Annotated in this window: 16 protein-coding genes and 1 pseudogene; 12 read left to right on the forward strand and 5 right to left on the reverse strand. The window is 54.7% G+C overall.

The window, feature by feature from the left end; translation table 11 throughout:
* Nucleotides 1-219: 219 nt before the first annotated feature.
* The gene (locus AC4LE2_RS00725; protein WP_491823406.1) at nucleotides 220-1,137 is read right to left on the reverse strand and encodes a cupin domain-containing protein; all 918 of its coding nucleotides are present in this window, start codon (nucleotides 1,135-1,137) and stop codon (nucleotides 220-222) included.
* Nucleotides 1,138-1,237: 100 nt separating this feature from the next.
* On the opposite strand from AC4LE2_RS00725, the gene AC4LE2_RS00730 reads away from it, so the two are divergent.
* Entirely contained in the window at nucleotides 1,238-2,002 is a 765-nt protein-coding gene (locus AC4LE2_RS00730) for an SDR family oxidoreductase (protein ID WP_491823408.1), read from the forward strand.
* On the opposite strand, the gene AC4LE2_RS00735 is transcribed toward AC4LE2_RS00730, so the two are convergent.
* Nucleotides 2,003-2,446, reverse strand: a complete 444-nt coding sequence (locus AC4LE2_RS00735) for a winged helix-turn-helix transcriptional regulator (protein WP_491823410.1) — start codon at nucleotides 2,444-2,446, stop codon at nucleotides 2,003-2,005.
* 145 nt (nucleotides 2,447-2,591) lie between these two features.
* Here AC4LE2_RS00735 and AC4LE2_RS00740 point away from each other — a divergent pair, with 145 nt between their 5' ends.
* Nucleotides 2,592-3,350 carry an SDR family oxidoreductase gene (locus tag AC4LE2_RS00740; protein ID WP_491823411.1) on the forward strand — a complete coding sequence of 253 codons (759 nt, stop codon included), beginning with the start codon at nucleotides 2,592-2,594 and terminating at the stop codon, nucleotides 3,348-3,350.
* On the opposite strand, the gene AC4LE2_RS00745 is transcribed toward AC4LE2_RS00740, so the two are convergent.
* Complete coding sequence (locus tag AC4LE2_RS00745; RefSeq protein ID WP_491823413.1) at nucleotides 3,322-5,934, reverse strand: hypothetical protein; 2,613 nt, start codon at nucleotides 5,932-5,934, stop codon at nucleotides 3,322-3,324. The genes AC4LE2_RS00740 and AC4LE2_RS00745 overlap by 29 nt on opposite strands.
* A 421-nt stretch (nucleotides 5,935-6,355) precedes the next feature.
* Here AC4LE2_RS00745 and AC4LE2_RS00750 point away from each other — a divergent pair, with 421 nt between their 5' ends.
* Both AC4LE2_RS00750 and AC4LE2_RS00755 read left to right on the forward strand, forming a co-directional pair.
* Nucleotides 6,356-6,619 carry a type B 50S ribosomal protein L31 gene (locus tag AC4LE2_RS00750; protein WP_491823415.1) on the forward strand — a complete coding sequence of 88 codons (264 nt, stop codon included), beginning with the start codon at nucleotides 6,356-6,358 and terminating at the stop codon, nucleotides 6,617-6,619.
* A 645-nt stretch (nucleotides 6,620-7,264) separates the two neighbouring features.
* A pseudogene (locus tag AC4LE2_RS00755) lies at nucleotides 7,265-8,242 on the forward strand (IS30 family transposase).
* Between the two features lie 55 nt (nucleotides 8,243-8,297).
* On the opposite strand, the gene AC4LE2_RS00760 reads toward AC4LE2_RS00755, so the two are convergent.
* Both AC4LE2_RS00760 and AC4LE2_RS00765 read right to left on the reverse strand, forming a co-directional pair.
* Nucleotides 8,298-8,615 (reverse strand): type II toxin-antitoxin system YafQ family toxin, encoded by a 318-nt coding sequence (locus tag AC4LE2_RS00760; protein WP_491823417.1) that lies wholly within the window; start codon nucleotides 8,613-8,615, stop codon nucleotides 8,298-8,300.
* Entirely contained in the window at nucleotides 8,587-8,868 is a 282-nt protein-coding gene (locus AC4LE2_RS00765) for a type II toxin-antitoxin system RelB/DinJ family antitoxin (RefSeq protein ID WP_491823419.1), read from the reverse strand. Before AC4LE2_RS00765 ends, AC4LE2_RS00760 begins: the two co-directional genes overlap by 29 nt.
* A gap of 409 nt (nucleotides 8,869-9,277) precedes the next feature.
* Here AC4LE2_RS00765 and AC4LE2_RS00770 point away from each other — a divergent pair, with 409 nt between their 5' ends.
* From AC4LE2_RS00770 to AC4LE2_RS00805, 8 genes are all read left to right on the forward strand, one after another.
* Entirely contained in the window at nucleotides 9,278-10,777 is a 1,500-nt protein-coding gene (locus tag AC4LE2_RS00770; RefSeq protein WP_491823421.1) for a DUF3375 domain-containing protein, read from the forward strand.
* Nucleotides 10,778-10,779: 2 nt separating this feature from the next.
* A complete protein-coding gene (locus AC4LE2_RS00775; protein WP_491823423.1) occupies nucleotides 10,780-11,517 on the forward strand; it encodes a DUF4194 domain-containing protein in 738 nt (245 codons plus the stop codon).
* Nucleotides 11,514-14,819: an ATP-binding protein gene (locus AC4LE2_RS00780; protein WP_491823425.1), complete on the forward strand. Its 3,306-nt coding sequence runs from the start codon at nucleotides 11,514-11,516 to the stop codon at nucleotides 14,817-14,819. The genes AC4LE2_RS00775 and AC4LE2_RS00780 overlap by 4 nt, the downstream gene beginning before the upstream one ends.
* On the forward strand, nucleotides 14,803-15,969 hold the full coding sequence (locus AC4LE2_RS00785) for a Wadjet anti-phage system protein JetD domain-containing protein (RefSeq protein WP_491823427.1): 1,167 nt from the start codon (nucleotides 14,803-14,805) through the stop codon (nucleotides 15,967-15,969). Before AC4LE2_RS00780 ends, AC4LE2_RS00785 begins: the two co-directional genes overlap by 17 nt.
* Nucleotides 15,970-16,327: 358 nt before the next feature.
* Entirely contained in the window at nucleotides 16,328-17,809 is a 1,482-nt protein-coding gene (locus AC4LE2_RS00790; RefSeq protein WP_491823429.1) for a sigma 54-interacting transcriptional regulator, read from the forward strand.
* Between the two features lie 49 nt (nucleotides 17,810-17,858).
* Nucleotides 17,859-21,245, forward strand: a complete 3,387-nt coding sequence (locus AC4LE2_RS00795; protein ID WP_491823431.1) for a DEAD/DEAH box helicase family protein — start codon at nucleotides 17,859-17,861, stop codon at nucleotides 21,243-21,245.
* A gap of 2 nt (nucleotides 21,246-21,247) precedes the next feature.
* Nucleotides 21,248-23,104 carry a DNA recombination protein RmuC gene (locus AC4LE2_RS00800; RefSeq protein WP_491823433.1) on the forward strand — a complete coding sequence of 619 codons (1,857 nt, stop codon included), beginning with the start codon at nucleotides 21,248-21,250 and terminating at the stop codon, nucleotides 23,102-23,104.
* Between the two features lie 32 nt (nucleotides 23,105-23,136).
* Nucleotides 23,137-24,741, forward strand: a complete 1,605-nt coding sequence (locus AC4LE2_RS00805) for a type I restriction-modification system subunit M (RefSeq protein WP_491823435.1) — start codon at nucleotides 23,137-23,139, stop codon at nucleotides 24,739-24,741.
* Nucleotides 24,742-24,758: the final 17 nt, after the last annotated feature.

Genomic DNA, 24,758 nt, shown 5'->3' on the forward strand with positions numbered 1-24,758 from the left:
TTCACCGTTCCTTGCGGACGCGAGCGGCGGGCAGCACCGGCCCGCGCTGATCATACACAGTGGCCTATGAAGGCGGAAGGTTGTGCGGTGGTGGGCAGGGGGCGGATTATCAATCGGCTGTTGCGCCTAGATGCCTGGCCGGCTCTAAACTTTCACGCCCCTTTAGTGCGCTACGTTGTTGAAGGCCTGACTCGTCGTCAGGCCGGCGCAGTGGATGGTTCATGGAGCCTCTACCAACGCGGTGTCTTCCCGTGAATAGCGAGCAGGCGCAAGCCCTGTATAGCGGCTAAAGGCCACACTAAATGCGCTCGCGGAGCTGTAACCGACCCGTTGGGCAATGTTTTCAATATTCCCGTCTCGGCTACGCAGCAGCTTTTTAGCCAGGGCCATTCGCCATGCAAGCAAATACGTCATCGGCGCCATACCCAATGCGAGTTTGAAGCGTTCGAAAAAAGCCGATCGCGATAGCGCGGCCTCTCTGGCAAGTTGCACCACGGTCCACGGCCGGCCTGGATGCTCATGCATCTGGCGTATCGCTACAGCCAGACGTTCATCGCCTAGGCCGCGCAACAAACCGGGCGATGCGGTTGTGTTCTTGGTTGAACGCAGGGCTTCAATGAGCAATACCTCCAATAGATGCGCCAGGATTACCTCCCTAGCGGGACGTTGCGCACGCGCCTCCTCGGAGACCAGCTCTACCAGTGTAGTCAGTCGGCTGTCACCACGCACATGCACCAGCTGAGGGAGCAGTGATACCAGCAATCCAGCGTCCGGCGAACCAAACGTGCAATGGCCCACCAGCAATTGAACGTCGGCCAGGACGTCGGGCGTACCCAAACGAATGTCCAATGGGCGAATTTCAATTGGCACCGTATCAGCGTCGTTTTCTGCCTTCGGCTCAAGGCTCATCATCGTGAAATCGTAAGCGGCCGGGATTAGTACAAAATCGCTGGCCTGCAAGGCTATCAGAGGCTGGCCTGCCACAGACAGCCGACATTGCCCTTTGAGAATCGCGCAGTAAAAAGGCTGACCTTGCACCGAGCGGCGCACTCGCCAGACTCCGGCACCGCTGACCACCTTGGAAAACGAAGCGCTGGGCTGCAGCAAGGTAACCACCTCGGCCAACGGATCAGGCATGCCGGACTCCTGCGAATGATTAATGGATCGGGGATGATATTAAGTCCTCGTATCGCCGTCTATTGTTGCAGCGTGTAAGCCCCCAAAAGGAAATCAATCGATGAAAACTGTGCTGATTACCGGCTGCTCTTCAGGCTTTGGTCTGGCCACTGCTCAATACTTCCTGGCGCAAAACTGGAAGGTGATCGCAACGATGCGCACGCCAGACCCAAGTGCATTTGTAGCCTCCGAACACCTGCGTGTACTTGCCTTGGACGTGACTGACCCGGACAGTATTCATAAGGCACTAGAGGCCGCCGGGCCCATTGATGTGCTAGTCAACAATGCCGGAATTGGTTTGCTCGGCGCCCTCGAAGGCAACACGATGCAGGTGATCCGTGGCCTCTTCGAAACCAACACCTTTGGCACTATGGCGATGACTCAGGCGGTGCTGCCGCAGTTTAGACAACGCAAGGCCGGGGTGGTGGTCAACGTCACCTCTAGCGTGACGATCAAATCGTTACCGCTACTGAGCGTTTACACCGCAAGCAAGGCTGCGGTAAATGCGTTCACCGAGTCACTGGCACTAGAGCTTGAGCCGTTCAATATTCGCGTGAGCCTGGTATTGCCAGGGCGTGCTCCCGGAACCGACTTTGCTAAGAACGCTCAGCCTCGCATGCAAGGCAGTATTCCGGAGGCTTATGCCGATCTGGCTCAGCAAATCTTTGCCGAGTGGGAAGGCTCTACCCAATTCACTGAAGCTCAGGATGTTGCGGAAGCGATCTGGCGCGCGGCTACCGATCCTGCCTCGCCGACGCGAATGGCGGCCGGCGCGGATGCCATAGCGCTAACAAATGGGCAGGGCTTCGCCCACACCAAAGCCTAATTATTGAACAGCGCCAGGGGTTCCGTTTTGCACACCAGCCTGCGCATGGTAGGCCTGCCGTGAGGCCTCTATGTGTTCGCGATGCCGCTCGGCCCATAGCCATACGCTGCAAAACGCTTCCCCGAGGCTCATGCCCATCTCAGTGAGCTGGTACTCCACCTTGGGTGGTACTTGCGGGTAAACCGCGCGTACGAGCAGCCCATCAGCTTCCATCTGGCGCACGGTTTTAGTCAGCATTTTCTGGCTGACATTCCCAACCTGTGCTGCCAACTGGGTAAACCGCAAGCAGCCATGTTCAGCGAGGGCCTCGATCACCAGCATTGTCCACTTGTCAGCAATGCGACCGATGATTTCGCGTACCAGCTTGTCCAACTGCGGATCGCTCGTTTCACTGCCATGAGGCCACTGCGGAGCGCGCGCCGCCGGTTGCATAGGGTCGTTCATCGCCATGGTTTCCTTTGGGTAAGTACGGCACTGTTCGGTGCCTACTTCTCGTCGGCACCCAACGGCCCTATGGTATCCCAAGACGCGCGGCACCCTTCCCGGGTGTTCCAGCGCGTACTACTCGCTGACCTGATTGGAGACGGCAATGCAAACGACGGGTAATACTATTTTGGTCACCGGTGGCGGCAGCGGAATTGGTCGCGCGCTGGCAGAGGCTTTCTTGGCGTTGGGTAATGAGGTAATTGTTGCTGGGCGCCGTGAGTCAAAGCTGAAGCAAGTTACGGCTGCTAACCCAGGCTTGAACTATGCCGTACTCGATATAAGCGATGCCGCAGATACGCAAAGGGTGGCCGAGCAACTGATCGTGGAGTATCCAACGCTCAATGCGGTGATCCATTGCGCAGGCATCATGCGCGGTGAATCGCTGCGCTCCGGCGCTACAGAACTCGATGCAACCGTCGCTACCAACCTGCTAGGCCCGATTCGCCTGGATGGCTGGCTGTTGCCGCACTTCCTCAAACAGCCCCATGCGGCCATCGTCACCGTGTCCTCAGGCCTTGCCTTTGTGCCATTGGCGCTTACGCCCAGCTATTGCGCAACTAAAGCGGCGGTGCATTCCTATAGCCAATCGCTGCGCTACCAACTTAAAGATACCGCCGTAAACGTTCACGAATTGGCGCCGCCCTATGTGCAGACGGAGTTGATGGGAGAGCGTCAGGCAAATGACCCTCATGCGATGCCCTTGAAAGACTTTATCGATGAAGTCATGGGGATTTTTCAAAGAGCGCCTGACGCTGACGAGATCCTGGTAGAGCGTGTCAAACCACTGCGCTTCGCCGAAGTGAATGGCGGGTATGAGCAGTTTTTCACGAGTTTCAATGACCAGATGGCCGCGACTTCGTGAGTGTGCGCGGCGTACGCATGCCAGGGGCAGGTGCTACCGGCGCGGCGGTCATTGCTGCATGGAAGCGGCCCCGTAGCCGGGTGGCTTGCAGCTCGGTCTCCAATAAAGTGCCTCGCAGGTCGCGGTAGCGTTTTGGGGCGTCTTCCAAGAGGTAGTGGGCCAACGCTCGATGGCTTTCGGATAAGGGTACGGGCGTCTGTTCAGCGTCGTATAGCTTGCCTTGTTGTAATGCGATGAAGCGACCGATGTTCACGCTGCGCGCCTCGTCGCCCGCAGGCTGGTCGAGGCTACTACGGACCTCGCTCAGTTGCCGGTACAGCACGTCATCCTTTTCCAGGTCCTTGTCTAGCCCCACCAACAGGTCACGCATGTTCTGGCCGCCTTCCAGGGAAAGGCCGCCCTCGCTCTGTACCTTGACGGCGGCGTAGGCGCGTAGCTTGATCTCCAGTCTTTTTTCCACCAAGGCTAATTGCTGATCGAGCATCGCTTTCATGGGCGCGCTGGGGTCATGCTGTTCCAGCCACTGTGCTACATGGGTTTTGCTCAGTGCAGTGCGTTGTTCGTTCCAGGTATCGCGGCTGCCCTGTACAGCGGTGCTAAGGCTGCCCGTAGACAGCGCGCGGCCGAAGGCGCTTGCTGAAGACAGCCGCGCCGCGGTGTTTTCCTTGCGCTGAATAAGTTGCTCTTTAAAGCGCTGGCGCTTGCCAGGCTTCTCGCCCCGCTTTTTTCGCGTAGCGTCGGTATCGCCGGTGTAGGTGTAGTGCCCTGTGAAACGCTTGCCAGTGTCGGCGGCCACTTGCTCTAGTAAGTCCTGGCGCAGCTCTTCGCGCTGGTAGATATGCTGGTGAAAGTTACTGCGTAGTTCCAAACCGGTTAAGGGCCCGGCCTTGGGGTCGTTCAGGCACAAGAGGTCTGCTGCGCTGAGGAAGTGCCGGTCTAGCTCCAGATCATCTTTCTTGAAGTATTGTTCATAGCGGTGATGGCGACCATGCCCGGACAGAAATTGGTGAGAGCTGGCGCCCATCATCGCACCACCCACTGCGCCCAGGGCAATCACCGTTGCCAGGGTAGCGGGCTCGGCCAGTGCCGTGGCGCCAGCGCTCACCGCAGCGACCATGCCCACTTTAGCCAAAGTGCCAGCCGCATAAATGCCGCTGCCAGCCAAAAAGCCTTTATTCCAATCCCGGTAGCTATTGTAGAAGTGTTCGTGTTGATCAAGTTTCTGCTTTAGAAAGTTGTCGTACTGCTTCAGCGGCGTCGGGCGTTCTTCGGGCAGGTTTCGATGGGCATCGAGCGTGTCTTGTTTTTCAGCACTGAAGGCCTTCGCCTTGGCCGCCGATTTATGCACCATGTAGCCGCCCAGGCCCATAGCGCTGGTTGCCGCCAGTGGGCCCAGGGCGAAGGTTCCGGCTATTCCCGCCGCGGCCGTTGCAGCGCTAGCGCCCGCGGCACCGTTGGTAGCGATGTAAGCGGATTTGGCGCCCACTTCCAACCCGACCTTGGCCGCAATGGATGCACCAGACGCCAGGGAGAACACGCCCACCATGCCACTGTCGGTGTTCTGTTGGCTGGAGAACGCCAACTCATCAAGTTGCTGTTCGATCCGTAGCCGCTCAATACCTTCAGGCCCTTCCAGAGCCGGCGCTACTGGTGACTCGCCACGGCCACGCGGTGCAGGCTTGAGCTGCGCCAAACGCTCCATCAATTGTGTCTTGAGCTTGCCTAATCGCTTGTGCTCATGGCGTGCGCCATGGATCTCCTCCACGCCAGCCTTCATGGCCAGCAGCGAGAAGGGCAGCAGCGCGCCGCCCACGCTGACGCCCATCGCGAAGTCAGCCACCCCATGAGGCGTGCCTTGGTCCTTGACCCAGTCCAGCGTCGAGCTAGCCAAGAGGTGAGCGTCATCATTGAACTGTTTTGCCACTTCCTGACCGCCACCCTTCATGGCCTGGACGGCGTAACTGATGGCCGCGTACATGCCGTGTATGGCCTCGTCGACATCGATCACAATGACGCCGCCGCCATGATCGTGGCTATGCCCGTGGCCATGCCCATCATGATTGTGGTGTTCCTCAGGAGGGGCCGTCGCTTGACCAAGGGCCGTGCGCAGATCATCGGTGCAGTGGAGGATGCGCTCGCAGGCACTACGCAGCGGCCAGTCTGGCGGTGCATCTTCGAGCAGCCGCTCCATGTCCTTAGCCAGGATCGCGCTATCGGTCAGCGCTTCCAGGCCCTCTTCTGCAAGCGTTCGGCTACTGGAAGGGGCGCACGCTTCAAGCGCAGCGCCCGCCCTGCCGGAGGTAAGCTTAAGGCGTTGAAGGTCGGCGCGTCGTGCATTGACCAACTTACCCAAGGCAAACGCCAACCGTCGGGAATGCACGTTACCTTTCCATGCATCGCTGAGGTCTTTGCCAAGGTCCGTTCGCCCTACATGAAAACCCCGCACCTGGTCGAAATTTTCATGCCCTGTAGTGAGTGCTCCATCACCGACGCTTGGGTCCAGCGTTAGTTGTGGGCCTTTGTCGTGACGATCAATGTGTTCGTTTAAATGCTGGGCAAAGGAAGCGCTAGAGTTTATTTTCATAAAATACTCTGAGGATTAGATTCTAATAATAGACATTCCATTAAAAGCAGGCGGTTAGGTGGCCGGGAGTAGCGAATTAGCTACAAATAAGAACCACTTATTATGCTATTGAGGGCCGCTATCAATAGTGCCGTGTATAAACTCCCTAACCCTGCAGCGCATATGCTTAAAGGTGCCTGAACATAAATAATGTTAATGCTTAGTTAAACTATTGAATCAATACGCGATGAGTTTTTCCTACGAAAATCCATGATTATTCAGGCTGCATGCTTAGCCTTGAAAGGTGGCATGCCATGGCAATGTTGGCTCCGCGACACCACGCTTTCAGCAGCCTGGCCAGCTAAGGCATGGCTGCAGAGGGGTATACAATAGCCTGGAAACGTTATAATGTAACTAAAACTTTTGCCTGATGGAGCATTTCATGAAGCCTGATATTCACCCTGACTACCGCCCGGTCCTGTTCCACGACACCGCCGCTGACGTGTATTTCCTGATTGGCTCTACCGTAGAGACCAGCCGCAGCGAGCGGCACAGCGACGGTAATCTCTACCCCTACGTTGCGCTGGACGTGTCGAGCGCGTCCCATCCGGTATACACCGGCCAAGTGCGTAAAACCCAAGCCGAAGGCCGCATCGCTGGCTTCAATAAGCGCTTTGCTGGGTTCACGTCACCGAGCAATACCTAAGCCAGGCAAGCGCCGCCGGCACTTGGGCAGGCTGTTGTGGGCGCCACGCCCTGCCTAGGTTCAGCGGGGGGCTATACCTATTGGCAACCCATCAAGCGGTTGCAGACAAACTTCAGCCGATCCCCATCGGACGTGGTCATTTTCATGCGCATGTCCCACCCAATCTTTCGGCTTGAACCCACCCAGACCTGCCCTCTGCTCGTTATCCCACTGAAAAAATAGAAGCGCCCAAAGCGCGTTATCGTCTGCGCCCATCGTTGCTGCGTGGGTACGTCAAAGCCAGCCGTCAATACACTGCTGCCTGCCTTGGACAAGCTGTAGTAGCTACCGCGCCTGTCCACGCACATCAGGATGGAAGCGGTTTGGGTGCACGTGGGTAGAGCGTGCAGGGTCGGGATTTTTGCGAGCGTGGGGGTGGTGTAGCAGAGGAGGGCGAGGATGAGGGGCAGGGGGTTTTTCATTGGGCTCACGTCCGGGGCAGAAGTGATAGTAACTGCGAGTAGTGAGCCTGCGGTAGCTTAGATTGGTGCCGCTTATAGTTTTAAACCCGGCGGCCGCAAAAACTGAGTGCAACACCTCTACCTCCGGTAAGGTGCCGCGATGTCTTATACCGAACTCAGCATCGAAGAACGTGTGGCCATCTAAATTGGCCAATATCAACGCCTCAGCCAGCGTGAAATCGCACGGCTGATCGGGCGCAGTCCATCGACGGTCAGCCGTGAATTGCGTAGAAACCAGTCCCCCTCCGGGGCTATGTGGCGTGTGAGGCGCAGACCTTTACCCGTGCCCGTCGAAAGGCCTGCTGCCCTGCTAGGAAGCTCGTACCGGGCAGTGAGCGGTTTGAACTGGTCGTCTACTTGCTTCGAGAAGGCTTTTCTCCCGAGCAGATCGCGGGCAAGCTGCGGCGTATGAAAATCAATTTTGAAGACGCTTACGTCTGCCGGGAAACGATCTACAACGCTATTTACGCCCTGCCTGTAGGCGAGCTGCGTAAGGAGCTGATCATGTGTCTGCGCCAGGGGAAAAGCACCCGTCGGCCGCGTAGCGGCGGTGTTGATCGGCGCGGCCAGATCCCGGACATGGTGAGCATCCACGTTCGCCCGCCGGAGATTAAAGACCGCCAAATGCCCGGCCACCGGTGTGCCGGCCCAGTGGGAGGGCGATTTGATCAAGGACAACGCCTCGGCGGTTGGCACGCTCGTGGAATGCACCAGCGGTTATCTGATGCTGGTCAAGATGCGTGATGCCACCGCCACGTCGGCCGTTGAAGGGTTTAGCGCAGCGCTGAACAGCATGCCGCTAGTGGTGCGCAAAAGCATGACTTATGACCAGGGCCGCGAGATGGCCAAACATGCCGAATTGACCCAGAAGACGGGCGTGGCGATTTACTTCTGCGATCCGCACAGCCCGTGGCAGCGCGGCAGCAACGAAAACATCAATGGCCTGATTCGTCAGCACCTGCCTAAAGGCACGGATTTGTCGAAGCATAGCCAGCAAGACTTGGACGCTATTGCGTATCGACTGAACATCCGTCCCCGTAAACGCTTTGATTTCAAATGCCCGATTGAAGTCATTAGCGAGGTGATGGGCATGTATCATGAGTCACCCACTTCAATTCAGTAGTGGTGTTGCACTCGGTTGCTGCAACCGCCCCCGCTAAAGCGGCTTTTCACTGGGGTTAACCAAACAATTCAGAATGACTGCCGAGGTCAACAAACGTCACTAAATCGCCAGTGATTTTGTATACCAGAAGAAAATCTCCGCCTATGTGGCATTCTCTGGAGCCATCCCAATTCCCCGTTAGCTCATGATCTCGATATTCTTCCGGCAAGGTTTTGCCCTGAAAAATCATAGTCATTACATCGACGGCCGAAGCCATATCACGCATCCCAGCCCGTTTATAGCGCTCCCACGCCTTATTAAAAGTGGGTGTATAAGCACAGCGTCTAGGCCTTTCTGCCCTTTTGTTATTTGGTTTTTTTAGCTTTTTCGGCATTCAATTCTCTGAGCATTTCATCCATCGAGTCGTATTGCTGACGGATGCCGCGGGCTTCTTGAAGGGCGAGAGCCGTTCGAGCAGAGGGAGAGCGCACCTGAAAGGGTAGCCCTTGCACCTCAACAACCTGTCGGAAGAAAAGGCGCATTGCTTCACTGATACTGAGCCCGCAGCTACTGAGCACAGCGGCAGCATGCTCTTTCAAATCCTCTTCGATACGACACCGCACGTCTGTCGTTTTTAGCGCTGCCATGGCATTTCCTCTGTTGGTTTGTGGCTACGTTGTAGCTACGATGATTCTCCATCAATTACGTCATCACAGCAAGGCATCTGCCATCGCTGTCGGTAAAGGCAGTGTCATGCATGGTGTCCGTGAGTAGCCAAGCGCACTAGCCTCTCATCGTTACCTGATATTTCATTATGATGTTGAAATAAGTTAAATAAGGTGTTCGTAAGAGCGGTAATGGCCAACTGCTGCTAACGAATATCCGGCAGGCTGATGAGATAAAAAAGGGTCTCGCAATTTTGATTTAGGTCAATTGGTTTGTAATGCATGAGCGTCTTTAGACTTTGCTGTACGCTCTGATAAAACGCATATGTATCATAAGCGCACAATTTTCTTTTGTGATCAATTCTTGGATTACCTTTGGGAAGTGGCCCCTATGCAAGAAAGCGCGCAACAATTATCGGAACGTTACGCTTCTGCCCGCACCCAACATCCCGCTTGGCTTTTGCTCGCTTCACATCGTGCTCCGCTTGTATTGGGCTGTCTGCGGGCATTGTTCGAGCGAGCGCAGGACGGAATTCCTATGGATGATGCGCTACAAGCGCTATCCGATATGTTGGCTGCTTATGCTGGTCAAGAGCTCTATGAGATCGAGCCAGATTCAGCGCACCTTCAGTCTGGTCGTGAACTTCGTGAATGGATCAAGCGACGTCTCATCGTTGAGCGCGAGGGCCGTATCTACGCTACTGATGCACTGGAGTCCGCTATTCAATTCGTAGACTCGCTCGATAGCCGGATCATGACTTCTACAGCCTCTCGCCTTTCAGTAGTCCAGCGTGAAATCGAAAACCTAGAAACGGGCCTTAACCCTAGCCCAACTGGCCGTATCGCTAGCCTGCGCCGTCGAATTAGAGATTTAGAGCACGAGTTGGAGCAAGTAGAGGCCGGACATATCAGCGTGTTGAACGAAGCACAGGCCATAGAGGGCGTGCGCGAGGTATATAACCTGGCTACAGGCTTGCGCGCAGATTTTCGACGCGTAGAGGACTCATGGCGAGAGGCTGATCGAGCTCTTCGACATTCCATCATCAGTGAGCAGGCTCACCGTGGCGAGATTGTTGATCGGTTACTGGACAGTCAGGATGCTTTACTCAGCACACCGGAAGGGCGTGTCTTCGAAAGCTTCCAACAGCAACTACGTCAGTCCTCTGAATTGGAGGCTATGCGCGAGCGCTTACGCACCATTCTTCGTCACCCTTCAGTTTCAAAGGCGTTGAATCGTCCCCAGCAACGTGAATTACGTTGGTTGACGTCACGTTTGGTAAGGGAGTCGCAGGCTGTTCTCCAAGCACGCGCTAGAAGCGAGCGGGATGTACGTGGTTTTATGAAGACGGGCTTGGCCGCCGAGCATCATCGTGTAGGGCATTTACTCAATGATTTTTTTAATCTGGCGATCAGCGTGGACTGGCAGCGGCAGTCAGTACGACGAAAGACTGTCTGCCTGCCACCGGTCGGCGTAGCGATTACTGGGGTTCCAGCAATCCAACGCCTGCGGTTCAAGGCTCTTGATGATGAGGACGCGAGTGAGCTGGATCTGAGTCTAAATCCGGTGGGCTTGGAACAGATTGAAAATGACTTTTGGGATGCCTTAGATGGGCTGGACCGGGAAGCCCTAATCCAAGGCACCTTGGCAGTACTGGCAGGCCAAGAGCATCCAGTCAGCCTCAGGGAACTGGCGTCTATGCTGCCGCCAATACACGATTTGGAAACCTTTGCGCTTTGGCTGGCTATGGCGCGCGAAGCAGGTATTGAAGTGCTCAACGAGGAGCGTCAGACAGTAGATCTGATTGACAAGGAAGAGCAGCGCTGGCGCTTCAATCTGCCTTATGCGGGGCTCGACTACGAGGCACTCAAGGACGTCGACTGGGAGTTATGAGCATGGCAGGAATTTTTGATCGTATCGCAAATGCCAACAATACAGGCGAAGCAGAGCCTGTACTAATAGATGAAGGTATAAGAGATGAGCAGTTTCTCGTAAGTGCTGCTACACAAACTGGGGAGCAGCGCACGTTGCAACATGTGCGTGAGGCAGTCCAGGAAATGCTCAAGTACGGGCTACTAGAAGAGAACCATAAGCCTAATCTCTATCGATCAGCACTTTCAAATACCGAGGAGGTAGCCAGAATTTTGGAACCGCTTGATCTTGCCATGGGTGTCGATGAGGTACGGGGACTGGTATTTGTCACTGTTCGACATAACGAGATTACTGATCAGGATGACTGGTCGCATCCGCTGGTGCGCAGGCAGACGCTAAATTTAGAGCAGTCGCTACTGATCGCCATATTGCGACAGCATTTCATTGTGTACGAGCAGGAAAGCGGCACCGGTGCAGGCCAAGCATTAGTAGCAGCTGATGAGTTAATTCCACAGTTGCAGGTTTATCTGGGAGAACTAGGCAGTGAAGCCAAGGAGCGCAACCGCATGATTACACTTTTAGACCAGCTCAAAGGTCATGGTCTAGTATCCGCTCTGGACGCACATGACCGCGTCATTATCCGCCCTATCATTACGCACTTGGCTAACCCGGAAAGCCTGCAGGCCCTGGTAGCTTGGTTAAGGCAGCAGGTGGAGGATACGCCACTAGTGGCTCAAGAGGCGGGAGAGGATGTGTTATGAAGCAGGCACCCCTCTGGCGTGACAGTGAAACCTTTATTCTGACCACCCTTGAGCTCTATAACTGGGGTGGCTTTCAAGCGTATCACCGTGCCGAAATCGATCCGTCCGGAACTGCAGTAATCGGCCCGACGGGTAGCGGCAAAACGACCTTGGTGGATGCATTGATGACCCTGTTGTGTGCCACCCCTCGCTATAACCTGGCCTCTACGGGTGGGCATGAGAGTGACCGGGACCTAGTGTCCTATGTAAGGGGTGTAACCGGTCCTGGAGATGGAGGCATTCAGCAGTCTCACATCGCTCGTAAGGGCAGGACTGTTACCGCAATCGCCGCCACGCTCGAGCGTGACGGTACGCAGGTGCGCCTGGGGGCTGTGTTATGGTTCGAGGACACAAGTTCCTCGGCATCTGACCTGAAAAAGCTTTGGCTGTTAAGCGAAGCACCCGAGCAAACCTTGCATCATTGGCTCAATCGGCACCGCGAGGGAGGAATGCGGGCTTTGCGTCATATGGACAAGGAGGGCACAGGTATTTGGCCTTATCCGAGCAAGAAAGCGTTCTTGGCCCGGCTGAGGGACTACTTTGAGGTTGGTGAAAACGCATTCACTCTGCTCAACCGTGCTGCCGGTTTGAAACAGCTTAATAGCATCGACGAAATCTTTCGTGAACTAGTACTGGATGAGCGCTCTGCCTTCGAGCGTGCCGCCGAGGTTGCCAACAGCTTCGATGATCTAACCGATATCCACCGAGAACTGGAAACTGCTAGGAAACAGCAGCGGTCATTGCAACCCGTTGCTGATGGCTGGGAGCACTATAAGGTATTGCAAGAGCGGTTACAGGATAAGCAGATTCTCGACGGTATTCTTCCGATCTGGTTTGCCGAGCAGGGGTATCGCCTGTGGTTGGCCGAGACAAACAGACTAGAGCAGGAGTGTAAGAAAGCCGAACTGGATTGGAAGGAATGCAAGAGCCAAATCGGTGTTCAAAAAGAAATGGTTGAGCAAAAACGTCAGCGTTACCTGCAAGTCGGTGGCGCTGGTATAGATCAACTGCGCGAACGTATTGCTGACTGGGACAAGATATGCAATAGACGTAGCTTACAAGCTGAGCATTACTGCCGTTTGGCCAAAAATTTAGGTTTATCTGAGCAGCTGTCGCTCGCTTCTCTTAAAAATAACCAGGGGCAGGTTGCCGAGCGCTTGGAAATTCTTAGTCAGCAGCTCGATAGCGCGCGTGAAGTGGCGTTTAAAGCTGGCGTCGCCCAGCAAGAGCTGAAAGATCAACTATCTACCTTGCAGCAGGAGCGTGTCGAAGTTGAGACGCGGCCGGGTTCGAACCTGCATGGACATTTTCATACTTTTCGGAGTGATCTAGCGCAAGCGCTTGGTCTTGATGAGTTGGCCCTTCCTTTCGTTGCTGAACTGGTACAGGTCAAGCCCGAGGAGCAGGCATGGCGGGGCGCTATCGAACGGGCCATTGGCAGCCATAGACTGCGCATCCTGGTACCGCAGGGAGCATCCCAGTCGGCCTTGCGTTGGGTGAACCAGCGACATAACCGCTTGCATGTGCGCTTACTGGAGGTAAAAGAGCCCTCTTCACTTCCCGTGTTCTTTGATGATGGCTTCACGCGCAAATTGACCTTCAAGGAACATCCATACCGTGAAGTTGTAAAAGCACTGTTAGCGGACACCGATCGCCACTGCGTGGAAACCTCAGAGCAACTGCGTCATATGCCTCACGCAATGACAGCCCAAGGGCTGATGTCTGGCAAGGAGCGCTTCTTTGATAAGCAGGATCAGAGGCGCCTGGATGAGGGCTGGTTAACTGGCTTCGATAACCGCGACCGCCTAGCCCACCTTGCCCATCAGATCCAGAGGATAAATGAACAGCTCATGCCATCCAATCAGGCATTGAATGCTGCTCAAGATAACGTAAAACAGTTGGAAACTCAGGCATTGGCGCTCAAGCGCATTGAAGAGCAGCAGTTCGAGGACATTGATCTACCAGGTGCGCAGAGTGAGCTGGAATCGCTACGCACGCACATGAAAACGCTGACTCTTCCCGATTCTGATCTCACCGTTGTCAAGATCGAACTGGATGAAGCCATGGCGTTGCAGGCATCACTAGAGCAGCAGTTGAACCAACTGATCGGGGAGTGTAGTCGGCTAAAAACGCAGTTTGATCAGGCCGCATCCGCTACCCGTAAGGCTTTTCACGGCGCTGAAAAGGGGCTAAGTGATGGGCAGCGCGAACTGGCAGAAGAGCACTTTCCTACGTTAGCGCCGGAAGACCTTGGGGACATTCTGGAGCTGGAACGCACCCACGCGCGCGAGCTTCAACAGCAGCTCAGAGTGGTCGGTGACAAGCTGAGTGAGAAACAAGCAGAGCTCGTTGGGCGTATGTCCGATGCCTTGAAAGTAGATACCGGTGCGCTGTCGGAGGCTGGGCGAGATCTAGTGGACGTACCCAAATATCTAGAACGTTTGCGCGTACTGACAGAGGAGGCGCTTCCCGAGAAACTCAAGCGTTTTCTGGAATATCTCAACCGTTCCTCCGATGACGGCGTTACTCAATTGCTGAGCTATATCGACCATGAGGTATCGATGATCGAGGAGCGCCTGGATGATTTGAATAGTACGATGCAGCGTGTCGACTTCCAAACTGGTCGCTATTTGCGACTGGTTGCAGGGAAAGTTATCCATGAGCGCGTACGTACGCTACAGCGTGCTCAACGCCAGTTGAATTCAGCACGCTTTGCCGATGATGAAGGTGCGAGCCATTACAAGGCGCTTCAAGAGCTTGTACGGCAACTTAAAGATGCCTGCGAGCATAATCGAACTCTATGGGCCAGGTCACTTCTGGATCCGCGCTTCCGTCTTGAGTTCGCGGTCTCGGTGATTGATCGAGAAAGCAAGAATGTCATTCACACTTTAAAAGGCTCTCAGGGTGGCAGCGGTGGTGAGAAGGAGATCATTGCCTCTTACGTATTAACCGCGTCTCTTAGCTATGCTCTTTGCCCTGACGGCAGCAGCCGGCCACTCTTTGGCACTATCGTTCTAGACGAAGCCTTTTCGCGTAGTTCTCACGCAGTTGCCGGCCGGATAATCGCCGCGCTAAGGGAATTCGGCCTGCATGCCGTTTTCATCACGCCCAACAAGGAAATGCGTTTGTTGCGCCACCACACGCGTTCGGCCATCGTCGTTCACCGGCGAGGCTTGGAGTCCAGCTTGGTTTCCCTCAGCTGGGAGGCTCTGGATGAGCACCATCAGCAGCGTATAAAGGTTACGCATGAAGTCACCCCTTGAAATTGGCCTTGGCTTGGCTAGGCAATGGCAGCAATCCAGTATTCGGTTAGAGCGTTTGCTCAATCCCGATAGCTGGCCATACACCTTGAATATCGGTAAGCCTCCGGCACGACTTTTTGCTAACAACATTAAGGCGGTTCTTCAGCATGTGGAGCGCTGGCGATGCGTAACAGTAGGAACGGTTAACTGGGGGGCCGTTAACTACCGGGCGGGGTTAGCCCCGATTTCCTTGCCGTTGCACTGGCAACTGAACAGCCCGTCGGAATGGATTTTAGCGACTGGCGACTCATGCGTTGGTAGGGAATACGCTCAGCTCGAGTATCTGGTCGAGCGGGTTGATAGCGCTTTTCATGCCCTGCTGGTGGCTCAACGGAGTTTGTGGCTAACGAAACCTCCTGGCGAGGTTATCGCCACAGCGCAACTCGCCACTCGATTGTCTCCAGGCTGTGCCCAAGGCCGCTCGCTGCGTCTGCTTGCTGAGCACGAAGTAGATACCAAGTTTTTCGAGCGAAACGCTACCCTGTTGATAAAACTTCTTGATGAGCGCTTCGAAGGCGCCGTTTCCGAGCAGGGCCTGACGACTTTTCTAGATGCTTTTGGTGAGAGCAGCCATTGGGTGCTAGTCGTACCTCTTCAACCGGAGCTGCTCCCCTTCAAGCGACTCAGACTTACCACGTCTGAACTGGCCGAAACTACACTTCCTGGTTCTCGATTGCTCGTAGTGGAAAATGAACACTGCATTCACCTTCTACCTGAAGGTGTACCAGGTACTGTAGCTGTGCTGGGTGCCGGGCTTGATCTGAAGTGGTTGGCGTCTGCACATCTAGGAGAGAAACGGATCGCTTACTGGGGTGACATGGACACGTGGGGATTGCTAATGCTTGCCCGAGCTAGACGCCATCAGCCCACCGTTGAAGCACTACTAATGGAGCGGGTGCTATTCGACCGGTACTCGAAAAATGCTGTTGTTGAACCCACTAAAGCCCAAGAGTCGGCCCCTTCAGGTTTGCTGGCTGAGGAGGCTGCTTTCTATAGGTTTCTCTGGGACCAAGAGCGGGGGCGCCTTGAGCAGGAGTATCTGGCAAAGCTGCATATAGAGATAGCCATCAAACAGTGGGCTGAGCAGCCCAATGCGTCGCCGAGTAAATAGCGCCTCAAGCACCGGCGAACAACGCAAAAAAGCTCGGTTAATTTCGCTTTCGATCAGGCATGCCCAAGTTTGGGCGTCAGATTTGGTTTTGAAGGTTATTCGCTAGGCTAGATAGCCCTTGCGGCAAACGCACGGCAAAACGACGTTTAGCACTGAAACTGGCTTTGATAGAAACGCCAACCCTTTGGAAGCAAAGGGAAAAAAGACAGTGCACTCGACGGGACTTGAACACCTGAAGAGGCGATGTGTAGCTGTAAATAATTCATGCTATTGGCAAGGTTAAAATTGCCTCAATAGTTTACTATCCGCATGCTCTGTCTGGATCCAGTCTGGAGTAAGCGTCGGGAGAATTAGGGCAGTGTCTAAAAAGCAACGCGTTTTGACATGTTGGGTGGGTGGGAACGATCTCAAAGCCCCGGGCGGGACTGAAGTCGGTCCAATTTTAGCCACTCTACAAGCCGCGTCTTTTGATCAGCTGGAACTGCTGTGCTCCTACCCGGCCGAGCGTGTAGAACCCTATCTCCAATGGCTTAGGTCGACTGTGGATATAGTCATTAATCCACGCTACGAGTCATTGAGTTCCCCTGTTCACTTCGGGGAAATCTACAAGGCAGCGCAAGCGCATCTGGAGCAATTGTTTTCATCACAGGTGGATCTTTCGATTCTGATTAGTCCCGGGACACCTGCCATGCAGGCTATCTGGATCTTGCTTGGCAAGACTAGGTACCCCGCCACTTTCTATCAGTCCTCGCTAGAACAAGGCGTGCAGAAGGTTGATGTGCCATTCGAGATAGCTGCGGAGTATGTGCCAGCGGCTAATACCATCAGTGGTGACAAGCTGCTACAGCTCGCTAATGGCCATGCCCCAGTCAACGCGGCTTTTGACAGCATTATCACGCAAAGCGAGTGCATTCTGACTCTCAAGTCTCAGGCACAAATTCTGGCGCAAAAGCAGGTGCCCGTACTGATCTATGGAGAGACAGGGACCGGTAAGGAATTGTTCGCCAGGGCGATTCACAATGCCAGTCCTCGCTCTACGGGGCCATTCATCGCGATTAACTGCGGGGCTATCCCTCCTGAGCTGATTGACTCCACGTTGTTTGGTCACCGTAAAGGTGCTTTCACAGGTTCAGTCGAGCATCGAGTCGGTGTTTTCCAGCAAGCTCATGGGGGAACTCTTTTTCTGGATGAGTTCGGGGAACTCACTTCAGACGCACAGGTACGCCTGCTGCGGGTGCTACAAGAAGGTGTTGTAACTCCGGTGGGAGCGAGTCAGGACACCAAAGTGGATGTGCGCCTGATCACAGCCACCCATCGCAATCTGATGCAGGCCGTGGCAGACGGCCGCTTCAGGGAAGACTTGTTCTACCGAGTAGCGGTCGGCGTCTTGCACCTACCACCGCTTCGTGAGCGTGAGGGAGATCTGCTGCTGCTCGCGGATTCGCTGTTGAAGGAAATCACGGCTCAGGATAGCTCCCTTAAAGGTAAGAAGATTTCCATTGATGCAAAAAATCTTATTCTTCGACACCCTTGGCGAGGCAATGTCCGGGAATTGCAATCCACCTTGTTGCGGGCAGCTCTCTGGTGTTCAGGCAGCGTAATAGGTGCGGCTGACGTCGAGCAGGCGTTGTTTCAGTTGCCTCCGGATAAGCAAAGTTTAATGTCCCTTGATGTGTCTCAAGGTATTGATTTGCAAGAGTTAATATCTAGCATGGCTGATCATTACCTTCGCCAGGCACTTAAGATTACAGGCAATAACAAAACTCGGGCGGCTGGCCTGCTAGGCCTCAAAAGCCAGCAGACGCTGAGCAACTGGATGAGCAAGTACGGCATCGACTAAAATTTGGCACGGTCCTCGCTATAGGATCGATATGGACAGAATAGCCTTTATGAAATCAGTCAACTTCGAATTCCTCCGCTCTGGCAATGAATTGCTGGCGAACCTTGCTGGTCTGGCTGAGGCTGTACTGCATATTGATCCAGGCAGTGCAATGACTCGCCTACGCAGCTTCGCAGAGGAGCTTACCAAATCCGTCTATAAGGAAGAGTTGCTTCCGCGTATGCCGCAGTCAACCTTCTACGACTTGGTGAAAAACTCGGTCTTCACGGACTGCGTCAGCAAACCCCTTGTGCACCAGATCAATTTTCTGCGCGTCCAGGGCAACGACACTGCCCATGGTGCTGAAGGTAATCTGCGTAACGCCCAGCAGGCGCTGAAAACTGCCCATCAGCTGGCTATGTACATGGCTATCAAATATTACGGAGCTGCACAGGCTGCGATCCCCGAGTTCGCCAATGTCCAGGACCCAACTGTTGCGTTGGCTAAGCTGCAGAAGACTGTCTTCAGCTATGAAAAGGAGCTGAACCAGCGGCAGGAAGAGCTTCAGCGTGTGTTGGACAAGCTTGAGCAAGAACGTACCCGCAATCTCGACAAGCTTGATCCGCCAGCCAAGCCTGATCAGCAAAAGCGTATGCAGCAGAGTCAACAGGTGTCTGACAGCCTGCAATGGAGCGAGTCGAAAACCCGCAAGCTCATGATCGATCTGATGATGCAACAGGCCGGTTGGAATGTAAGTGATTCTGCTCAGGTTGGTTTGGAAGTCGAAGTCGACTGTCCTGACAATCCCAGTGGCAAGGGGCGTGCGGACTATGTGCTTTGGGGTGATAACGGCCAGCCATTGGCTGTGATCGAAGCCAAGAAATCTGGCAATGTCAGCCTGCAAGCCGGGCGTGAGCAAGCGCGGATTTACGCCGATGGCTTTGAGCGTATGGGCATGCAGAGGCCGGTGATTTTCTACAGCAACGGCTACGAAACTTTTATCTGGGATGACGCGCAATACAATACCTACCGCCCGGTGTATGGCCTCTATAGTAAGAGCAGCCTCGAGTATCTGGCGTACCAGCGCCAGTATCGTATCGCCAAGCTGGAGCAGCACAACCCTGACTTGAGCATCGCCGACCGCCCATATCAGATCGAGGCCATCAAGACCGTTGCCGCCCATTTTCAAAAGCAGCGGCGCAAAGCACTTATCATTCAGGCCACCGGTACCGGCAAGACCCGTGTGGCCATTGCCCTGGCTGAGCTGCTACTGCGCACCGGCTGGGCCAAACGAGTGTTGTTTCTCTGCGACCGCAAAGAGCTGCGTGTTCAGGCTGACGATGCGTTCAAGCAGAACTTGCCGAGCGAACCGCGCTGCGTCATCGGTGAAACCAGCAAGGTGGATCAGACGGCGCGAATCTTCATTGCCACTTACCCGGGAATGATGAACCGCTTCGCTCAGCTCGACGTGGGCTTCTTCGACCTGATCATTGCCGATGAGAGCCACCGTAGTATCTACAACAGATATCGCGATATCTTCGACTACTTCGATGCGCTGCAAGTTGGCCTCACCGCCACGCCGGTCAAATTCATCAGCCGTAACACGTTCGATATTTTCGATTGCGAGACCACCGACCCTACGTTTGAGTTTGGTCTGGATGCCGCCATCAACAACGAGCCGCCTTATCTGGTGCCGTTTCGCGTCAAGGATTTAACCACCGATTTTCTGCGTGATGGCATTCATTACAGAGACCTGAGTGACGAACAAAAGGCCCAGCTTGAGGAAGATCTCGGCGAAGAGGAGGCCCAGCGCACGACCATCGCCGGCAAGGACATTGGCCGTAAGATCTTCAGTGAAGACACCGATCGCATCATTCTGGAAAACCTGATCGACAACGGCATCAAGGATGAAACCGGCTCTCTGGTAGGCAAGACAATCATCTTCGCTCAGCGCCAGGATCACGCCGAGCATCTCGAAAAGCTCTTCTGCAAACTCTACCCGCAGTACGGGACCAAGGTTTGCAAGGTTATCCATAACGGGATCACTCATGTGGGCTCGTTGATCAAGGAATTCAAAAAGCCGGATAACGACTTTCGGATAGCCATCTCGGTCGACATGCTGGACACCGGTATCGACGTGCCAGAGGTGGTGAACCTTGTGTTCGCCAAGCCGGTGAAGTCCTGGGTCAAATTCTGGCAGATGATTGGTCGAGGCACCCGCCTGCGTCCCAATCTGTTTGGTCATGGCAAAGACAAGCAAGAGTTCTTGATCTTTGATCACTACGGCAACTTCGATTTCTTCGAGCAGGAGTACCAGGAGCCGGAAGACACTGGCGGCAAGTCTTTGCTGCAGTCGACTTTCGAGGCTCGTCTGGAACTGGCCCAGGCCGCGCTGAGGCTCAACCATGCCGAGGCTTTCGATGCCGCCACTGACTTATTGACCGCCGACATCAATGACCTTCCGGAAACCAGCGTGGCGGTCAAGCGCGAGCTGCGTAACGTGCACCAGTTGCAGCAGACCGATCTGCTAAAACGTTTTGAGGCCAATACTCAGCATCTCTTGAGCAACACCATTGCCCCGCTGATGTCCGCTCGGGTATTGCACGACAAACACGCTACCGCGCTGGACAAGCTGGTCGCCAACATTGAACGCTGTCTGGTGGAGCAGGCCAGTTGTTTCGAGGACGGCAAGATCGCCCTTCTGGCTGAGCTGGACAAGCTTGCTGTGAATATCCAGGCCGTGCGCCAGAAGGATGAGATTCTCGCCGAGGTGCGCAGTGCGGCTTTCTGGCAGCAGCCGAGCATTAGCAAGCTGGAGAACGCCCGCCAGGAACTGCGCGGCATCATGAAATACCGGCAGACGGGGAGTGCGGTCAGTTACGGAGTTGGAGTCACCAAAGCCAAGGATGACAACGTGGTGGCTGAGGAGCGTCGAGTCGTGATCTCGGGTGCCAGCGAGGCGATGCAGTATCGTGGTCGACTGAAAAAAATTCTCACAGATATGCTCGCCGCCAATCCGATTCTGCAAAAAATCCACAAAGGCGAGCCAATCGCCGAGCCAGACTTGAAAACCCTGACCTCGACTATTCTTACCAGCCATCCCGGAGTAAGCCTAGATTTGCTGAATGAGTTTTATGGACGTACGGCAGAGCAGCTACACGTCACGATTCGCGAGATGATCGGACAGGATGCGCAGGCCATCGAAGAGCACTTCAAGAATTTCCTTCACAGCCACCCAAGCCTCACTGCTCAGCAGGTGAGCTTCATGAACCTGTTGAAGAACTACATCGCCCAGCACGGCAGCATCGTCATCGAAAAACTCTACGATGCACCCTTCAACAGAATTTCCCATGAGGGAATCGATGGCGTTTTCAAGCCGACTGATATTGATCAGCTGGTCGCAGTGCTCAAACCCTTCCTTCGCGAGAACAACTCGCCATCTGGCGTTCAGGAGTGACCATGCAAGCCAGTCAATGGACTACGGACATCATTGTTATCACTACAGTGCTCGCTGTGGCTTCTGCGCTGCTCGGTTACTTCGTAGCAGCGTTGCGTCAGGGGCGGCAACTGAGCCAACTGACAGTCCAGCTTGAGCAGTCTCACACGGCTCAGGCATCGGTAATCACAGAGAAGGTTGTTCTCACTGAGCAGCTAAAGGCGGCGGAAGGGCGCGGTCATGAGCTGCAAGTTGCAGAAAGCAAGTTGAACGCGCAATTACAGTCAGCCTTCGAAAACGTGACGCGGCTGAACACTGAGCAACAGCAGAGCCGGGACGTCATTGCTGCTGTGCAAGTGAAGTTGGAAGAGGCAAACCGGCAGCATCATGAAGCCGCTAAGCGCCTGGATACTGCCCAGGCTGAGGGGAGGGCACTCCAAGAGCGGGTCAGCGATCTGCGTGATCGCCTGGAAAAAGCGCAGACTTCCAACGACCAATTGCAAGCAGACCGTGACCGCCTCAAGGATGAGCTGGCCAATGAGGGTAAGCGGGCCAAGTCTCTGGAAACTTCCGACCGCGATGTACGTGAGCAGTTGAGCGAGGCCAAGCAGGCGTTGACTGAGCGGGCGCAGGTACTCAATGCATTGCAGGAGCGTTTCGGCGGACTGTCGTCCGAGCACACTGAACTTAAAACCACTCTGCAAAAGCGCGAAGAGCACTTCCAGGAGCAAATGCTTCAGTTGGCCGATACCCGCAAATCGCTGACTCAGGAGTTCGAAAATCTGGCTAATAAGATCTTCGAGGAAAAAGGCAAGACCTTCACCCACACTAGCCAGACCAGCATTGACGGCATGCTCAAACCCTTCCGTGATCAGATCGAGGGCTTTCAGAAGCGCATCAATGATGTTCACGATGCTTCTCTGCAAGGCAACACCAGCTTAAATGCTGAGATCAAGAAGGTGCTGGATATTGGGCTGAAGATGAGTAGTGAGGCCAACAACCTGACATCGGCCCTCAAGGGTGATTCTCAGCAGCGTGGCGCGTGGGGCGAAGCACAATTGCGTCGCACCCTGGAAATGAGCGGCCTGGTCGAGGAGGCGCACTACGAAGTGCAAAGCGCGTTCAAGGACGCTGAAGGCAAGAGCAAGCAGACTGACTACCTGATCAAAATCCCAGACGGCAAGCACATGATCATCGACAGCAAAGTTTCGCTGGTCGCCTATGATCGCGCCGGCTCTGCTAGCACTCCGGAGGAATATCAACTGGCATTGGTGGAGCACGTAAAGTCTGTGCGCAGGCACATCGACGATTTGGCATCCAAGGATTACACCAACCTGATTGGTATGCGTAGCCCAAGCTTTGTACTGATGTTCATGCCCATCGAGCCTGCTTATATCGAGGCCATGAAGCACAACAAGGATCTGTTTGAGTACGGCTACAAGAAGGGTATCGTGCTGGTCTCCCACACCACGCTGATCCCGATTTTGCGTACCGTCTCCAATCTCTGGATGCTTGAACGCAGCAATGCCGATGCGCGTGAGATCAGTGAAAAAGCCGGGGAAATTTACAACCAGGTCTGCATTGTTGCCGAGCGCCTCAGCAAGCTGGGCGGAAGCCTCAATACGGCGAGCAATCATTACAACGGCACCGTGAAAGCCTTGGCGGGGCAGCAGGGTCTCTACGGTAAGGTCGAGCGTTTCGACAAACTGTCCGCAAAAGTCAGCAAGACCCTGCCGCAGCTTGAGCCAGCCCATATGGATTTCGAGGCGGAGCGTCTGTCCCTGATCGTCGAAGCCATCGAAGAAACTGCCGCGTCAAACGAGCCTTTGCTCGCTGGCGCACATGATCCTTTTGCTGGCGAATTGTCCGCCCAGCAGTAATTCCGAATTCTGATAAAGAGAAGTAGCAAAAAATGCTTACTGGCAAAATCCGCAACGATATCGACAAGCTCTGGGAAAAGTTCTGGACTGGCGGTATCACCAACCCGCTGACCGTGATCGAACAGATCAGCTACCTGATGTTCGCCCGCATGCTCGACATGCAGGAAGACGTGGCCGAGCGTAAGGCCAATCGTACCGGCAAGTCTTTTGATCGTCTGTTCCCCAATACGCCGGAAGGCCAGTTGCTGCGTTGGAAGAATTTCCACCACCTCAGTGGTAAAGAGTTGCACAAGCATCTCAAGCAGAACGTCTATCCCTACTTCGCCAAACTGGGCAAGAAGTCCGATGCGGCGGACGGCTTGGGTGAAGAAGGCAGCGCGCTGGAAGGCCTGGGTCATATCGGCGAGTACATGCAGGACGCTGACCTGGAGATCAAAAACGAGTCGGTACTGACCTCCGCCGTGGAGATGGTCAACGACTTGCCGCTGACCCAGAGCGACGTCAAGGGTGATATCTACGAATACCTGCTGAGCAAGCTCACAACCGCCGGCATCAATGGCCAGTTCCGCACGCCGCGGCACATTATCGATGCAATGATCGAACTGATCGCGCCTCAGCCCACCGATGTGATATGCGACCCGTCCTGCGGCACTGCGGGCTTTCTCGCCCGTACTATGGAGTACCTTAACCAAGTGCACTCCAGTGATGCCGGCATATTCAAAGATGAGGACGGCAATCCGCACTACAGCGGCGACCTGCTTGAGCCGTATCGCGAGCATATCAACAAGCACATGTTCTGGGGCTTTGACTTCGACACCACCATGCTGCGGGTGTCCAGCATGAATATGATGTTGCACGGGGTGAATGGCGCGAATATTCGCTATCAGGACTCCCTGAGCAAGTCCATCAAGGAATACTACCCGCGTCAGGAGCAAGACTTCTTCGACGTGGTGCTTGCTAATCCTCCGTTCAAAGGCACGCTTGACGAAACCAACACCAACCCAGACGTACTGGGCCTGGTGAAAACCAAAAAGACCGAGCTGCTATTTGTCGCTCATATCCTGCGATCGCTCAAGCTTGGCGGCCGTGCAGCGGTGATCGTCCCGGACGGTGTGCTCTTTGGCTCCAGTAAGGCTCACCAGCAACTGCGCCAGGAGCTGCTCGACAATAACCAGCTCGAAGGCATCGTCAGCTTGCCCAGCGGAGTGTTTAAGCCCTATGCCGGTGTTAGCACAGCCATTCTGATTTTCACTAAAGGCGGCACCACCGAGCGCGTGTGGTTCTATGATCTGCACGCCGATGGTTACTCGCTGGACGACAAACGCATTGAGCTTAAAGGCGAGGGCAGCAATGACCTGCCTGATGCGATTGCCCAGTGGCACAAATATCGTCAGATGGTCGAAGGTAATGTCAGCGCCAGCACTATCAACACCCTGTTTGGCGACAAGCGCAAAAAGGCGTTTGTCGTGCTTGCTGAAGATATCGCTGCTAACAAGTATGACCTGTCTATCAATCGCTATAGAGAGGTGGAGTACCAGCAAGAGCAGTACGAAGATCCAAAGGTGATTTTGGGACGGCTAAAAGAGCTGGAATTGGAAATTTTGGCGGACCTGGATGCGCTGGAGGAGATGCTGTGAGTTGGCCGTCGCTTAAA

Source organism: Pseudomonas sp. 9.3L (genome assembly GCF_058536285.1).

Excerpts from the sequence above, each read along its gene's own strand:
- AC4LE2_RS00725 (WP_491823406.1), bottom strand. The coding sequence starts at position 1,137 with ATGCCTGATCCGTTGGCCGAGGTGGTTACCTTGCTGCAGCCCAGCGCT.
- AC4LE2_RS00730 (WP_491823408.1), top strand. The coding sequence starts at position 1,238 with ATGAAAACTGTGCTGATTACCGGCTGCTCTTCAGGCTTTGGTCTGGCC.
- AC4LE2_RS00735 (WP_491823410.1), bottom strand. The coding sequence starts at position 2,446 with ATGAACGACCCTATGCAACCGGCGGCGCGCGCTCCGCAGTGGCCTCAT.
- AC4LE2_RS00740 (WP_491823411.1), top strand. The coding sequence starts at position 2,592 with ATGCAAACGACGGGTAATACTATTTTGGTCACCGGTGGCGGCAGCGGA.
- AC4LE2_RS00745 (WP_491823413.1), bottom strand. The coding sequence starts at position 5,934 with ATGAAAATAAACTCTAGCGCTTCCTTTGCCCAGCATTTAAACGAACAC.
- AC4LE2_RS00750 (WP_491823415.1), top strand. The coding sequence starts at position 6,356 with ATGAAGCCTGATATTCACCCTGACTACCGCCCGGTCCTGTTCCACGAC.
- AC4LE2_RS00760 (WP_491823417.1), bottom strand. The coding sequence starts at position 8,615 with ATGCCGAAAAAGCTAAAAAAACCAAATAACAAAAGGGCAGAAAGGCCT.
- AC4LE2_RS00765 (WP_491823419.1), bottom strand. The coding sequence starts at position 8,868 with ATGGCAGCGCTAAAAACGACAGACGTGCGGTGTCGTATCGAAGAGGAT.
- AC4LE2_RS00770 (WP_491823421.1), top strand. The coding sequence starts at position 9,278 with ATGCAAGAAAGCGCGCAACAATTATCGGAACGTTACGCTTCTGCCCGC.
- AC4LE2_RS00775 (WP_491823423.1), top strand. The coding sequence starts at position 10,780 with ATGGCAGGAATTTTTGATCGTATCGCAAATGCCAACAATACAGGCGAA.
- AC4LE2_RS00780 (WP_491823425.1), top strand. The coding sequence starts at position 11,514 with ATGAAGCAGGCACCCCTCTGGCGTGACAGTGAAACCTTTATTCTGACC.
- AC4LE2_RS00785 (WP_491823427.1), top strand. The coding sequence starts at position 14,803 with ATGAAGTCACCCCTTGAAATTGGCCTTGGCTTGGCTAGGCAATGGCAG.
- AC4LE2_RS00795 (WP_491823431.1), top strand. The coding sequence starts at position 17,859 with ATGAAATCAGTCAACTTCGAATTCCTCCGCTCTGGCAATGAATTGCTG.
- AC4LE2_RS00800 (WP_491823433.1), top strand. The coding sequence starts at position 21,248 with ATGCAAGCCAGTCAATGGACTACGGACATCATTGTTATCACTACAGTG.
- AC4LE2_RS00805 (WP_491823435.1), top strand. The coding sequence starts at position 23,137 with ATGCTTACTGGCAAAATCCGCAACGATATCGACAAGCTCTGGGAAAAG.